The 13,296-nt window shown below is 72.0% G+C and carries 14 protein-coding genes; 6 read left to right on the forward strand and 8 right to left on the reverse strand.

Going from position 1 to position 13,296, the window contains the following annotated elements; genetic code table 11:
• Window positions 1-58: 58 nt before the first annotated feature.
• The 3 genes from Cs7R123_RS16215 to mca form a co-directional block, all read right to left on the reverse strand.
• On the reverse strand, window positions 59-2,617 hold the full coding sequence (locus Cs7R123_RS16215; protein ID WP_212827463.1) for a bifunctional diguanylate cyclase/phosphodiesterase: 2,559 nt from the start codon (window positions 2,615-2,617) through the stop codon (window positions 59-61).
• Between the two features lie 107 nt (window positions 2,618-2,724).
• Complete coding sequence (locus Cs7R123_RS16220; protein WP_212827464.1) at window positions 2,725-2,946, reverse strand: hypothetical protein; 222 nt, start codon at window positions 2,944-2,946, stop codon at window positions 2,725-2,727.
• A gap of 5 nt (window positions 2,947-2,951) precedes the next feature.
• Window positions 2,952-3,842, reverse strand: coding sequence for a mycothiol conjugate amidase Mca (mca, locus tag Cs7R123_RS16225; protein WP_212829207.1), 891 nt, complete (start codon window positions 3,840-3,842; stop codon window positions 2,952-2,954).
• A 79-nt stretch (window positions 3,843-3,921) separates the two neighbouring features.
• Between mca and Cs7R123_RS16230 the strand changes: the two genes are divergently transcribed.
• Window positions 3,922-4,365: a DUF4307 domain-containing protein gene (locus Cs7R123_RS16230; protein WP_212827465.1), complete on the forward strand. Its 444-nt coding sequence runs from the start codon at window positions 3,922-3,924 to the stop codon at window positions 4,363-4,365.
• A gap of 124 nt (window positions 4,366-4,489) precedes the next feature.
• Window positions 4,490-4,978 (forward strand): transcription elongation factor GreA, encoded by a 489-nt coding sequence (gene greA / locus Cs7R123_RS16235; RefSeq protein ID WP_212827466.1) that lies wholly within the window; start codon window positions 4,490-4,492, stop codon window positions 4,976-4,978.
• 40 nt (window positions 4,979-5,018) lie between these two features.
• Here greA and ilvA read toward each other — a convergent pair whose 3' ends face one another.
• From ilvA to Cs7R123_RS16250, 3 genes are all read right to left on the reverse strand, one after another.
• Window positions 5,019-6,236 carry a threonine ammonia-lyase gene (ilvA, locus tag Cs7R123_RS16240; protein WP_212827467.1) on the reverse strand — a complete coding sequence of 406 codons (1,218 nt, stop codon included), beginning with the start codon at window positions 6,234-6,236 and terminating at the stop codon, window positions 5,019-5,021.
• Complete coding sequence (locus Cs7R123_RS16245; RefSeq protein ID WP_212827468.1) at window positions 6,233-7,069, reverse strand: DUF4328 domain-containing protein; 837 nt, start codon at window positions 7,067-7,069, stop codon at window positions 6,233-6,235. Before Cs7R123_RS16245 ends, ilvA begins: the two co-directional genes overlap by 4 nt.
• A gap of 84 nt (window positions 7,070-7,153) precedes the next feature.
• Window positions 7,154-8,524: an amidase gene (locus tag Cs7R123_RS16250; RefSeq protein ID WP_212827469.1), complete on the reverse strand. Its 1,371-nt coding sequence runs from the start codon at window positions 8,522-8,524 to the stop codon at window positions 7,154-7,156.
• Window positions 8,525-8,678: 154 nt separating this feature from the next.
• On the opposite strand from Cs7R123_RS16250, the gene Cs7R123_RS16255 reads away from it, so the two are divergent.
• Window positions 8,679-9,275: a hypothetical protein gene (locus Cs7R123_RS16255; RefSeq protein WP_212827470.1), complete on the forward strand. Its 597-nt coding sequence runs from the start codon at window positions 8,679-8,681 to the stop codon at window positions 9,273-9,275.
• 25 nt (window positions 9,276-9,300) lie between these two features.
• Here Cs7R123_RS16255 and Cs7R123_RS16260 read toward each other — a convergent pair whose 3' ends face one another.
• Entirely contained in the window at window positions 9,301-10,437 is a 1,137-nt protein-coding gene (locus Cs7R123_RS16260) for a cystathionine gamma-synthase (RefSeq protein ID WP_212827471.1), read from the reverse strand.
• A gap of 30 nt (window positions 10,438-10,467) precedes the next feature.
• On the opposite strand from Cs7R123_RS16260, the gene msrA reads away from it, so the two are divergent.
• The 3 genes from msrA (at window position 10,468) to Cs7R123_RS16275 (ending at window position 12,554) form a co-directional block, all read left to right on the forward strand.
• Window positions 10,468-11,124, forward strand: coding sequence for a peptide-methionine (S)-S-oxide reductase MsrA (msrA, locus tag Cs7R123_RS16265; protein WP_212827472.1), 657 nt, complete (start codon window positions 10,468-10,470; stop codon window positions 11,122-11,124).
• 165 nt (window positions 11,125-11,289) lie between these two features.
• Complete coding sequence (locus Cs7R123_RS16270; RefSeq protein WP_212827473.1) at window positions 11,290-11,853, forward strand: dihydrofolate reductase family protein; 564 nt, start codon at window positions 11,290-11,292, stop codon at window positions 11,851-11,853.
• A 41-nt stretch (window positions 11,854-11,894) separates the two neighbouring features.
• Complete coding sequence (locus Cs7R123_RS16275; RefSeq protein ID WP_212827474.1) at window positions 11,895-12,554, forward strand: hypothetical protein; 660 nt, start codon at window positions 11,895-11,897, stop codon at window positions 12,552-12,554.
• Window positions 12,555-12,572: 18 nt separating this feature from the next.
• Here the strand turns inward: Cs7R123_RS16275 and Cs7R123_RS16280 are convergent, their stop codons facing one another.
• Entirely contained in the window at window positions 12,573-13,115 is a 543-nt protein-coding gene (locus Cs7R123_RS16280) for a hypothetical protein (RefSeq protein ID WP_212827475.1), read from the reverse strand.
• Between the last annotated feature and the right edge of the window lie 181 nt (window positions 13,116-13,296).

The following is a 13,296-nucleotide window of genomic DNA, read 5'->3' on the forward strand; positions in this document are numbered from 1 at the left end:
TGCCCACCATAACCCGGGTCTAGCAGGCAAAACGGCCGAATCATGCGGCCCCGGGCGGCTAGCCCGAGGCCAGACCACCCGGCTCGGCGCGCAGTTTCCGGGACGGTCGGGCGGCCGACGCGAGCGTGCGCAGCGCCTCGATGATCTGGTCGCCCGGCAGCGGCCGGGAGAAGTGGAAGCCCTGCCCCGCGTCGCAGCCGAGCTTGCGCAGCACGGCCCGCTGGTCGCCGGTCTCCACGCCCTCGGCCACCACCCGGATGCCGAGCTGGCGGCCCAGGTCGACGACGGCGCGCACGATCGCGGCATCCTGCTTGGACTCGCCCATCCGCGCCACGAACGTACGGTCGATCTTCAGCTCGTCGACGGCGATGCGGGTCAGGAACGTCAGCGACGAGAAGCCGGTGCCGAAGTCGTCCACGGCGAAGCGGACCCCGAGCTGGCGCAGGTCCCGCAGCACCTGGTCGGTGACGGGCAGCGGGCTGAGCACCACCGTCTCAGTGATCTCCAGGACCAGCCGGGACGCGGGCAGCCGGTGCTTGGCCAGCAGCTCGGCCACGTCGGCGGGCAGGCGCGGGTCGAGCAGGCTGCGCGGCGACAGGTTCACCGCGACCGGCAGCTCCATGCCCAGCGCGCCCCACTGCGCGGCGAAGCCGAGCGCCTGGTCGAGCACGTGCCGGGTGAACCGGCCGAGCAGGTCGCTGGCCTCCACGGCTCGGACGAAGTGGACCGGGGTGAGCAGGCCGCGGCGGGGGTGGTGCCAGCGGATCAGCGCCTCCACCCCGGTCGGCGCGCCGGTGTGCAGGTCGACGGCGGGCTGGAGCACCAGGTGCAGCTGGTCGTCGGCGGCCAGGGCGGTCCGCAGCTCGGCCACCAGCGCCAGCCGGTCGGTGCTGGTCCGGTCGCGGGCCGGGTCGTACGCGGTGACCCGCGCCCCGGACTCCTTGGCCTGATACAGCGCGATGTCGGCGCGGCGCAGCAGCTCGGTCGGGTCGAGCTCGCCCGCGGCGGCCACCACCACGCCGACCGAGACCTCCGACGACAGGGTCACCCCGGCCACCTCGGTCGGGCTGGCCAGCGCCGCGGCCAGCGCCCGCGCCCGCCGCTCGGCGACCGTCCGCGCGGCACCCAGCAGGTCGGGCTCGGCGGCGTCGCGGTCCCACGACATCGCGGGCAGGTCGGTGATCAGCAGCGCGAACTCGTCGCCGCCCAGCCGGGCCACCAGCTCGGACTCGCCCGCGTCGGTGATCAGCCGGGTGGCGGCGGTCTGCAGCAGCTCGTCGCCGGCCAGGTGCCCCAGGGTGTCGTTGACCTCTTTGAAGTGGTCCATGTCCAGCAGCAGCAGCGCGACCGGGCTGCGCGCGTCCAGGCCGCGCAGCACCGCGTCGCCGCGCGCCAGCAGCGCGTCGCGGTTGAGCAGGCGGGTCAGCGGGTCGTGATGCGACTCGTACGTGTTGCGCTCACGCAGTTCGCGCAGGGCGCTGTGGGTGGCGGCGTCGTGCAGCGCCGCCGCGAGCGCGTCCCCGAACGCGGCCAGCCGGTGCTGGTCGTTGAGGCCCCAGGTGCTCTGCCGCGCCAGCCGCAGGGTGAGCAGCCCGACCGGGCCGCCCGCCACCTCCAGCAGCCGGGTCACCACGGGCAGCCGGTCGTTCTCGGCCGGCTGGACGTCGGCCGGCTCGGCGGCGGCCAGCTCGAACACCCCGCCGCGGGTGGCGCCGTGGTAGCGGGTGTGCGAGGCGAGCACGGTCAGCTCGGCGGCGCGTACGGGGAACAGCGACTGCGCCGCGCGCAGGCCCTCCTGCGCCACCGCGACCTCGTCCAGCTTGTGCAGCGACCGGCTGGCCGCCGCGAAGGCACCCCAGGTGCGCCGCTCCTCGTCCTCGCGCAGCCGGTGCACGTAGAGCTGGTGCAGCAGCCACAGCAGCGGCGGCAGCACCCACAGCCAGCTGCTGCGCCACAGGCCGACCGTGAGCAGGCCCAGGGCCACGTTCCCGACGATCATGACGGGCGTGCCGCGCAGCGCCTGCCACACCACGCCGAACATCGACTGGCCGTCGCGCACACCCAGGTGCAGGGCCAGCAGCAGCGCGCTGCACAGCAGGTAGAGCACCGCGGCGGCGACCACGACCGCGGCCGACGACGGGGTCACCGGGCGGGTCTGCACCCCGCTGGCGGAGACCACCAGCACCGCGACCCCCGCCGACAGGGTCAGCGAGGCCGAGGCCCGCACCACCTCGAACGCCGTGGTCCGGTTGCCGGTGAACAGCGCCAGCACCGGCTTGGCGACCAGCACGGCCAGGCCTGTCGCGGCGGGCAGCCAACCGGCCGGCACCAGCGTGAAGCCGACGATCAGCGCGGCCTCGCCCCAGTCGACGTCGATGTAGGTCGAGCCGACCCGCATCCGCAGGCCGAACAGGTGCGCCAGCACGATGAGGCCGACCAGCAGCCCGAAGTCGGCGGGCCGGCCACCGCCGCCGGAGGCGAGCAGCAGCCCGCCGACGACGACGAGTGCCGCGCACGCCGCCAGACCGGCGGTCACCAGCCGGACCGGGCGGGTCGTCCCCGCCACTCCCGACCAGCGCTGCCACCGGTCCCACGTACGCGAGAGCCATGTGCTCATCGCAGCCCCCTGTCCGAGCGCACGCGCGGCGGAGGCAGTCGCCGAGGTGCGGCGACGCGCGCTCCGCCTGACGTGCCAGCGCCCGCCGGTGGTAGGTCCCGGACCGCCTATCGGGCGTCCGGCGAGGTGGGCGTGTCAGGCCGCACACCGCCACCCATGCTGGCGGAATCGAACGTCTCGGGCAACCGCTTGATTCGCTTGTTCATGTTGCGAATCAGGAAAACCGTGGCCGCACCCAGCAGCAGGATCAACAGCAGGGCCATCGGCCCTGCTAGACCGTCGCCCGAGCGGGTGTCGCCGAAGTTGTTGTCGGCCAGGATCTGCAGCATGGTCCTCACCTGTCGCTCACGGCCGGCTCACGCAGGCCGGCGAAGAGGTCGTCCTCGGGGATCGCGGTCTGCACGACCGAGCGGACCAGCTGGTAGTCCTCGGTCGGCCAGGCCGCGCGCTGGACGTTCAGCGGGGCGCGGAACCACGGCCCGTCGGGGTCGATCTGGGTCGCGTGCGCCCGCAGGGCGTCGTCGCGCAGCTCGAAGAACTCCCCGCACGGGATGCGGGTGGTGATCCGCGGCGACTTGTCGCCGATCCAGTCGTCGTTGAGGCGCTCCCCGTACGGCGACTCCAGGCCCGCGGCGAGCATGGCCTCGTGCAGCGCGGAGAACTTCAGCTTCGTGAAGCTGATGTGGTAGTAGGTCTTGGCCACCTGGAACGGCTCGCCCAGGTCGGGGCGGTAGGCCGGGTCCGCGGCCGCCTCCAGCGCGATCATGCTGATCACGTGCGTCTGGATGTGGTCGGGGTGCGGGTAGCCGCCCTCCTCGTCGTAGGTCAGCAGCACCTCCGGGCGGAACTCGCGGATCAGCTTGACCAGCGGCACCGCCGCGTCGGCCGCCGGCATCCGGGCGAAGCAGCCCTCGGGCAGCCCGGACGGGTCGGCCGGGTCGAAGCCCTCGATCCAGCCCGAGTCGACGAAGCCCAGCCAGGCCTGGTCGACGCCCAGGATGTCCCGGGCCGCCGCCATCTCCGCCTTGCGGATCTCGGCGATGTTCTCCCAGACCTCCGGGCGGTCCAGCTTCGGATTGAGCACGTCCCCGCGTTCGCCGCCGGTACACGTGACGACCAGCACCTCCGCGCCCTCGCGGACATAACGTGCCATCGTCGCCGCCCCCTTGGACGACTCGTCGTCCGGATGGGCGTGCACCGCCATCAAGCGCAGCCGCTGCGTCACCGCGTACTCCCCACGTGCGAGAATCAACCCCACCAGTCTTCCTCACGCCTCCGACACGCCAAGCGAAGGACCCCCCACGGTGACCGAGACCTCGACGAACACGCCCGCCGGCACCACCGGTGAGCGTGCGCCGTGGCCCGCGGGGCGGTATGGCAGGCGCCGCGAGCGCCGCACGACGCCGCGCGCGGTGGTCGGGGTGCTCGCGGCGGTGACCGCGGTGGCCATGGCGGCGATCGGCTGGCAGCTCTTCCGGGCGTACGGCGACGGCGACTACAGCGCCTCGGTGACCCGCTTCACCGACATGACGGACACCCAGGTCGTGATCACGATCCTGGTCCGGCTGCCCGCCGACGGCGACGCCGTGTGCACCCTGCGGGCGCGCGGCGCCTCCGGTGCCCAGGTGGGCCAGGAAGACGTGACCGTCAGTCCGGGACCCGACCCGGCCCGCACCCAGGTGACACATCGCCTGGTCACGAGCGGGCGGCCGGTCACCGGCGAGGTTAAGGGATGCCGTCCGGCCTGAAGCGCTGGTAAGTTGGTAACTTCGCCCATCGCGCTCAACGCGGCCGTTATCACGTGACGTGCCCTTGACATACGCGTGGACGATTGCACATGAATCCGCCCGCAAGACCCTGAGGAGAACGCCCGTGTCCACGACTGACGCCACCTGGCTGTCCCAGGACGCGTACGACAAGCTCCAGGCCGAACTCGCCGAGCTGATCGCCGCCCGCCCCGCCATGGCCGCGGAGATCAACGCCCGCCGCGAGGAGGGCGATCTGCGCGAGAACGGCGGCTACCACGCCGCCCGCGAGGAGCAGGGCAAGGCCGAGGGCCGCATCCGCCAGCTCCAGGAGCTGCTGCGAGTGGCCAAGGTCGGCGAGGCCAAGAACACCGACAAGGTCACCGTGGGCACCGTCGTCACGATCTACTTCGACGACGACACCGAGGACACCGAGACCTTCCTGCTCGGCTCGCGCGAGATCGCCGCCACCACGGACCTCACGGTGTACTCCCCCGAGTCCGCGCTCGGCCGGGCCATCCTCGGCTCGCGCAAGGGCCAGACGGTCACCTACACGGCCCCCAGCGGCGCCGACATCAAGGTCACCATCGTGTCCTTCGAGCCCTTCGCGGGCTGACCCGAACCTGCCGTGCGGACCGCCGCCGGGCGCGGGTGGGTCAGGGGTTGACCTCGACCTGGTAGCCGGCGGCGGTCAGCGCGCTGACCAGGCGGTCGGAGTGCTCGGCGCCGCGGGTCTCCACGGACAGGTCCACCTCGACCTCGCCCAGGTGCAGCCCGGGGTCGTGGCGCTGGTGCGCGACGTCCAGCACGTTGGCCCGCTGCTCGGCGATGAGCGTCAGCAGCGCCGCGAGCTGGCCGGGCCGGTCGGCGCAGCGTACGCCCAGGTGCAGGTAACGCCCGGCGGCGGTGAGCCCGTGCTCGATCAGCCGGACCATCAGCAGCGGGTCGATGTTGCCGCCGGAGACCACCGCGACGACCGGCGTACGGACCTCGACCTTGCCCGCCAGCAGCGCGGCCACCCCCACCGCGCCGGCCGGTTCGGCGACGAGCTTGCCGCGCTCCAGCAGCATCAGCAGCGCCCGGGAGATCTCCTCGTCGGTGACCGTGACGACCTCGTCGACGAGCTTGCTGATGTGGGCGAAGGTCAGGTCGCCGCAGCGGCCGACCGCGATGCCGTCGGCGATGGTGGCGATGCTGGGCAGGCGCACCGGGCGGCCCGCGCGCAGCGCCGGGGGCACCGCGGCCGCCCCGGCCGCCTGCACGCCGATGATCTGGATGTCGGGGCGCAGCGCCTTGGCGGCCACCGCCATTCCGGAGATCAGGCCGCCGCCGCCGATCCCGGTGATGATCGTCTGTACGTCGGGGACCTGCTCCAGGATCTCCAGCGCCACCGTGCCCTGCCCGGCGATCACGTCCGGGTGGTCGAACGGGTGGATGAAGACCGCCCCGGTGCGCTCGGCGAACTCCTGCGCCGCGACCAGCGCCTCGTCCACGGTCGAACCGGCCAGCTGCACGCTGGCGCCGTACCCCCGGGTGGCCGCGACCTTGGGCAGCGGCGCGCCCACCGGCATGAACACGGTCGCGCGGGTGCGGCACAGCCCGGCCGCCAGCGCCACGCCCTGGGCGTGGTTGCCCGCGCTGGCCGCGACCACGCCGCGCAGCCGCTCCTGCTCGCTGAGCCCCGAGATCCGGGTGTACGCCCCGCGCACCTTGTACGACCCCGCGCGCTGGAGGTTCTCGCACTTGAGCCAGGCCGGGCCGCCGAGCTTGGCGGTCAGCGGCCGGTTCGGCTCGATCGGGGTGGTGCGCACCACCGAGCGCAGCCGCTCCCGGGCGTGTTCGATGTCGGCGAGGCTGACCAGCTCAGGTGTCACACCTGGATCGTGCCACCCGCTACAGCCTGCCCGCCCCCGGGTACGCCGTCCGGGACGGCCGTCACGGACTGCGCCGCCGCAGCCGCGTACGCCGCGTAGGCGTGCACGACCTCACCGCGCGCGATCCGGTCGGTCTGGGCCTGGCTGACGTGGTAGACCAGGAACGCGAGGCAGCCGCCCGCCACCGCGAACACCAGCGCCATCCCCCCGTTGACGAGCAGGTACTGCTCGACGTCGTAGTCGCGGCCCTTCAGGTAGCCGAGGTCGTCCAGGTCCAGGAGACGGGGGAGGAACTGGTAGCTCAGGTAGCAGGTCCACCACCCGGCCACCACCGGGCCGACCCAGCGCCGGTGCAGGCTCTGCTTGGCCACCTGGAACACCAGCTGGCACGGAATGACGAAGTTCGCGAGCGGGGTGATCCAGCCGCCGAACGCCCAGCCCGCGCCCAGGTCGGAGCCCGCGCCGGGGAAGGCGTCGAGGTTCTTGCGCGCCCGCCACAGCCAGTTCGTCACCAGTACGGCCGTCACCACCAGCACCAGGAAGTCGACGACGGTGCCCACCCACCGCAGCCGCAGCGCCCAGGCGACCCCGTCGCTGGTGCCGGCGGCCGCGGACTGCTCCCACAGGTGCCGGCCGATCAGCGGCAGGACGACCGCCGTCAGCAGCCGCACCGCGGACGCGGCGGCGAGCGCCACCACGGTGGCCAGGCCCAGGCCCCGCACCGCGAACGTGCGGACGTTGGGCCAGGTCGGCGGCTGGTTCCGGTCGGCTCCGCACGTGGTGCAGTAGGCGGTGTTCGGGTCGGTGTGGTTGCCGCAGTGCGCGCAGATCACAGCATCTCTCCAGGGTCGAGGGCCCCGGCAGCGTAGCCGAACCTGATCTAGCGGGTGACCCCGTTTTCGGCGGGCGGCACCGCGTTACGGACGCGGGTAGCCGGGGGCGTGGCGGCGCCAGGGCGAGGCCAGCTCGATCTGCCCGGCCACCGCCAGCAGCAGCAGCTCGGTGCCGGGCGGGCCGACCAGCTGCACGGCCGCGGGCAGCCCGTCCGGGCGTACGCCCATGGGCAGGGTCATCGCGGGGAACCCGGCGATGTTCCACGGTGCCGCGTACGGCGCGTAGCGGGTGTTGGCCACCACGTTGGCCAGCCAGCTCCGCCGGTGCCAGGTGGCCGCCTTCATGGGCGCCCCGGCCAGCACCGGGGTGAGCAGCAGGTCCACGCTGTGCTCGGCGAAGAAGTCCAGCGCCTGGTCCCGCAGCTGCTTGCGGTCGGCCTCCTGGACGTAGCCGCGGCGCCAGGCCCAGGCGCCCATCGCGATGTGGCGCCGGGTGCGCCGCTGGAGGCGCCAGCGCTCCAGCTCGGCGGCCTCGGCGTCGCGGTACGCCGCGGCGAACCAGGTCGCCATGCCGCGCAGGCCGAGCCTGGTCGAGTACGCCGGATCGGCGCCGATCAGGTCGTGGCCGCAGTCGGCCAGCAGCTTCTCGGCGGTCTGGACCACGGCCCGGTTGGCCGCGTCGGCGCCCGACCCGGCCACCGGCGAGCGCAGCGACACCGCGATGCGCAGCCGCCCCGGCTGGTTCAGCGGCTGCGGCGTCCGCCCCGCGAGCACGGCGAAGCCGAGTGCCGCGTCGGCGACGGTGGTGGCGAGCATCCCGTGCTCGACCAGCCCGAACCAGTCGTCGGCGCCCAGGTCCACCGGCAGCACGCCCCGGCCGGGCTTGAGCCCGATCAGACCGCAGCAGGCGGCCGGGATGCGGATCGAGCCGAGGCCGTCGTTGGCGTGGGCCATCGGCACCAGCCCGGCGGCGACGGCCGCGGCGGAACCGCCCGACGACCCGCCCGGGGTGCGGTCCAGGGCCCACGGGTTGCGGGTGACGGCGGTGTCGTCGTCGGTGGTGCCCCACAGCCCCAGCTCGGGCATGCGGGTGGTGCCCAGCACGATCGCGCCCGCGCCGCGCAGGCGGCGGACCAGCTCGTGGTCCTGCTCGGCCACGGGCGTACGCGCGGCCGCCGAGCCGTGCCAGGTCGGCACGCCCGCGACGGGCGTGTTCTCCTTGACCGCGATCGGCACCCCGGCCAGCGGCAGGTTGCCCAGCTCGCCCTGCTCGTCGACCTTCTCGGCCTCGGCGGCGGCCTCGGCGCCGCGGACCACGCGGAAGGCGGCCACGATCGGATCGGTGCGGCTGACGTACTCCAGGTGGTCGGCGACGACGGCGGTGGCGGAGGTGTCACCGCGGCGCACCGCGCGCGCGATCTGCTTAGCGGTGGACCCGACCCACGTGTCCGCCATCAGTTCCTCCGCAACGTCGCTGTCGCCGTGCCTGGCAACCGGGGTTCCAGTATGGAGGTGATCGCTGTGACCTCAACACCGGAGTCTTGCCGGGGCCCGATCCGTTGGCAATGCTGGATCGATGCAGCCGGACCAGAAGAGTCGCAGTTGGACAGTGCCCGTCGTCGTCGGCGTGATCGGGCTGGTGGTGCTGCTGGTGCTGTGCCTGGGCGGCGGCGCGGCCGGCTACTACCTGCTGCGCCGCAACGGATCGGCGCCGTCGCCGTCCGCCGCGGCCGCCCCGGCGAGCCCGCTGCCGTCGGTGGCGCCGCCCGCGCCCAGCAGGGCGCCGCAGGACTGCCTCGTCGGCGACTGGCTGGAGACGTCGTACACCTCCAACGTCGAGTTCTACGACGGGACCGTGCAGCTGACCGGCAAGGGCGTGCGGTTCAGCTACGGCGCCGACGGCGTGCTGCGCATGGTCTACAACACGACCCGCAAGGGCACCCGCAGCGGTGACCGGTACGAGGTCATCCACAAGGGCAACGTCGTCATGAACTACGTGGCCGACGAGAAGACCATCAACTACAGCAGCCCGCAGACGACCGGGACGACCACGCTCAAGATCAACGGGAGCACCAACAACTCCCAGAAGCTGACCATGTCGGTGAACCCCGACAGCTACAGCTGCAAGGGCGACGAGCTGCGCCTGTTCGGCGAGGACTACGCCATGGAAGCCACCCGCGTGCTGCCCCCCGGCCAGGGGGTCTGACCCGGCCGGAGGGCTCGCGCAAGCGTCAGGACAGCGCGGCGGCCAGGTCCGCGATCAGGTCGTCGATCGTCTCGATGCCGACCGACAGCCGGACCAGGTCGGCCGGGACCTCCAGCGCCGAACCGGCCACGCTGGCGTGGGTCATCTTGCCCGGGTGCTCGATCAGCGACTCGATGCCGCCCAGCGACTCGGCCAGCGTGAACACCTTGGTGGTGTTGCAGACCCGCTCGGCCGAAGCCGGATCGCCGGTACGGAAGCTGATCATGCCGCCGAAGCGGCGCATCTGCTTGGCGGCCACCTCGTGGCCCGGGTGCTCGGGCAGGCCCGGGTAGTAGAGCTGGGTGACCTTCGGGTGCCCGGACAGGAACTCGGCCACCTTCTCCGCGTTGTCGCAGTGCCGCTCCATGCGTACGGCCAGCGTCTTCACGCCCCGCAGGGTCAGCCACGCGTCGAACGGGCCGTTGACCGCGCCCATCGCGTTCTGGTGGTACTTCAGCGAGTCCGCCAGCTCCAGGTCGTTGAGGACCAGCGCCCCGCCGACCACGTCGGAGTGGCCGCCGACGTACTTGGTGGTCGAGTGCACCACCACGTCGGCACCCAGCGCCAGCGGCTGCTGAAGGTACGGGCTGGCGAACGTGTTGTCCACGACCAGCAGCGCGTGCGCGTCGCGCGACAGCGCCGCCAGGCCCGCGATGTCGGCGATGTTGAGCAGCGGATTCGTCGGCGTCTCGACCCAGATCATCTTCGTGTTCGGGGTGAGCTTGGCCCGCACGTCGTCGACGTCGGAGATCCGGGCCGCCGACCAGGTCAGCCCCCAGCGCTCGGCCACCCGCGCGAACAGGCGGAACGTGCCGCCGTACGCGTCATCCGGGATGATCACGTGGTCGCCCGGCGCACACACCGTGCGGATCAGGGTGTCCTCGGCGGCCAGGCCGCTGGCGAACGTCAGCCCCCGGGCACCCCCCTCCAGCGCGGCCAGGCACTCCTGGAGCGAATCGCGGGTCGGATTGCCCGAGCGCGCGTACTCATATCCCAGGCGCGGCGAACCGACCGCGTCCTGCTTGAAGGTCGATGTCTGGAATATCGGCGGGATCACCGCACCGGTGCGTTCATCCGGTTCCTGACCCGCGTGGATAGCGAGTGTTTCAAACCCGTAAGACATGTCAACAGCCTAAGCGAGCACACTTGGAGCATGTTCCTTCGCCACAAGAAGCTCGACCTGCCCACCCCCGCCGAGGCGCTGCCCGGACGGGATGTCTCCATGCACGTGCCCGCCCGCCACTACGTGCTCGGCACCCCGCTGGTCGGCCCCTGGCCCGAAGGGTTGCAGACGGCTGTGGTCGGCATGGGCTGCTTCTGGGGAGCCGAGCGGCTGTACTGGAAGACCGACGGCGTCTACTCGACCGCGGTCGGCTACGCCGGCGGCAGCACCCCCAACCCGACGTACGAGGAGACCTGCTCGGGGATGACCGGGCACACCGAGGCGGTGCTGGTCGTGTTCGACCCGCAGGTGGTCTCGTACGCGGAGATCCTCAAGATCTTCTGGGAGAACCACGACCCGACCCAGGGCATGCGCCAGGGCAACGACATCGGGACGCAGTACCGGTCGGCGGTGTACACGACCAGCCCGGAGCAGGCGGCCGAGGTGGCGGCGTCGCGCGAGGCGTTCCAGCCGGTGGTGAACGCGTCGGGGTACGGGGAGATCACGACCGAGATCGGGCCGCTGACCCACTTCTACTACGCCGAGGACTACCACCAGCAGTATTTGGCCAAGAACCCCAACGGGTACTGCGGCATCGGCCCCAACGGCATGAGCTGCCCCATCGGGGTCGCGAGGACCGACGCCTGATCTGGCCAAGACCCCCCGCAACGGCTGTACCAGGCGAAACAGCCCGGTACAGCCGTTCACATCTCGGTGTGTTGCTCTTTGTGCGCGGAACCTGTCAGTCAGTTCAGGACAATGGCGTTCGGCAGCGGTGCCGCGCCGCCGCGCTTGGCGACAAGGGGTTCTGAGATGCGCAAGCTGGTGGCGACGGTGTTCAACTACTCGGTCGACGGGCTCATGGCCGACCGGGGCACCGCGTTCTGGGACTTCTGCTTCGGCCTGCCCGAGAACCGCGATCCCGACGACCCCGCGCAACTCGACTTCCTCCGCAGCGCGCACGCGCACGTCTTCGGCCGTACCGCCTACGAGGGCATCTCGGTGTCGATGATGAAGTCCGTCGACCACCCGTTCTCGCCCATCCTGAACGCGGCGCCCAAGGTCGTCTTCTCCCGGACGCTGGAGAAGGCGGACTGGGCCAACACCACCATCGCCGCCGGCGACACGACCGAGGAGGTCGACCGGCTCAGGCAGGGCGGCGACGGCCACATCGTGGTCTGGGGCGGGGTCCGGCTGTGGCGCTCGCTCATGCAGCTCGACCTGATCGACGAGCTCCAGATCAGCATGTTCCCGTACGTCGCGGGCGAGGGCACCCGGCTGTTCGACGGCGTGCCCAGCTCGTACCCCCTGGAACTGGTCTCCAGCGTCCCCTCCGGCAACGGGATCGTCGAGCTGGTGTACCGCCGCTCCCGATAATCCGTGGCCGGGTGCGCCGGGCGCTGGCACGCTGCCTGCCCATGGGCAACTCCATCAGGTACCCGCTGCTGCGCACCCCGGACCTGGATCTGGCGTTCACGGCTGCCCAGCAGCTGATGTCGCTGGCGGTCGTCGTCGAGCACATGTTCGGCTACCTCGTCACCACCAGCCATGACCTGAGCCGCTACCAGCACGTGGCCGGGATCGACTGCCGGGCCCAGACCACGCCCGAACTCGCCGAGCTGCTGCTGGACGCGCTCGATCTGCACGGCCGCGACCGGCTCATGAGCGCGCCGGTATGGGACGACGGCACCTGCACCGTGTACGGCATGGACCCCCGAGCCTCGGTCCGCCTGCGTACCCTGCCGCCGGTCCTGGTGGAGGTGCATCTGGAACGGAACGCGCCCGACGAGGCCGACCGCGACCTCGTCGCCGCCGCCGGGCCCGACACCGGATCGATCTACTGGTCGGTGGGCTGGCCCGAGATCCCCGAGCTCTGCCTGCTCCCGAGCCCGAAGTACGGCGGCGTCGAGATCACCGTCAACTCCGACGACCCCGACAGCGACGTGCCCGCCTCGACCGGCGACCACACGGTATGGATCCACGACAACCGCGACGGCGCACTGCGGGTGCCCTGGCTGGGAGCGTCGATCGGTCTGCCCGACCCGCGCGTCATCGGCCCCACGAAGTACGGCATCTGATCCGCCCCGGGGGACGTGTCAGCAGTCGACGACCTTTTCGAGATGGATCGAGTCCGCCCGGTATCCGCTGTAGTAGAAGGTCACGTCGAGGATCCAGGGCGATCCTTGGCAGACAGCGCTGCGTGCCACCGAGATGGTCTTCGTGAACGTGTTGGAGCCGGTGCCCGTCACCGTGGCGGTTCTGTCCCGCGCCCGCTTCGAGGAGTGGTAGCCGACGTCGATCGTCGCCTTGCCATACCCCGTCGTGGTCCCCTTGACCGTCACGACGACCTCCGTGCTCGTGACCGAGATGCTCATCGTCATCGACTTGAGCTTGATCGTGGGGCGTGGCGCGGGCGACGGCGAGCGGCGGGGCGACGGGGACGTCGAGGGTTTCGGCGTCGGCGACACGCTGGGCGAGGGCACGGCGCTCGGCGAGGGCGGCGCCTCGGCTGACGGGCTCGCGACGGGGCTCGGCGAGGCGAACAGCGCGGCGGGCTCCGGATCGTCGCCGGAGCAGGCTGCCAGCGTCCCGGTCAGCAGCACAGCGGCGACAGCGGCGGCGAAACGAACCCTCGGCATGACGACCCTCCGACACGAGAACAGGCCGCGCCACTCTACGAGATCTTGACCGCCCGCGCGGCCCCGTCCAGCGGGGTTGCGCTGCGTGATCGGCGCTTGCGGTCACCTCCGCAGCCCCAACACGAGGTTTCGACCGAAGCCGCCGATCAACCCGCCACCTCACCCCATCGACCCGGCCCGC

Source organism: Catellatospora sp. TT07R-123, assembly GCF_018327705.1.
Lineage (GTDB): Bacteria > Actinomycetota > Actinomycetes > Mycobacteriales > Micromonosporaceae > Catellatospora.

Bases quoted from the DNA above. Each gene is read 5' to 3' on its own strand.
- Cs7R123_RS16220 (WP_212827464.1), bottom strand. From the start codon at position 2,946: ATGCTGCAGATCCTGGCCGACAACAACTTCGGCGACACCCGCTCGGGC.
- Cs7R123_RS16260 (WP_212827471.1), bottom strand. From the start codon at position 10,437: ATGTCTTACGGGTTTGAAACACTCGCTATCCACGCGGGTCAGGAACCG.
- Cs7R123_RS16250 (WP_212827469.1), bottom strand. From the start codon at position 8,524: ATGGCGGACACGTGGGTCGGGTCCACCGCTAAGCAGATCGCGCGCGCG.
- Cs7R123_RS16275 (WP_212827474.1), top strand. From the start codon at position 11,895: ATGGGCAACTCCATCAGGTACCCGCTGCTGCGCACCCCGGACCTGGAT.
- msrA (WP_212827472.1), top strand. From the start codon at position 10,468: ATGTTCCTTCGCCACAAGAAGCTCGACCTGCCCACCCCCGCCGAGGCG.
- Cs7R123_RS16215 (WP_212827463.1), bottom strand. From the start codon at position 2,617: ATGAGCACATGGCTCTCGCGTACGTGGGACCGGTGGCAGCGCTGGTCG.
- Cs7R123_RS16280 (WP_212827475.1), bottom strand. From the start codon at position 13,115: ATGCCGAGGGTTCGTTTCGCCGCCGCTGTCGCCGCTGTGCTGCTGACC.
- Cs7R123_RS16270 (WP_212827473.1), top strand. From the start codon at position 11,290: ATGCGCAAGCTGGTGGCGACGGTGTTCAACTACTCGGTCGACGGGCTC.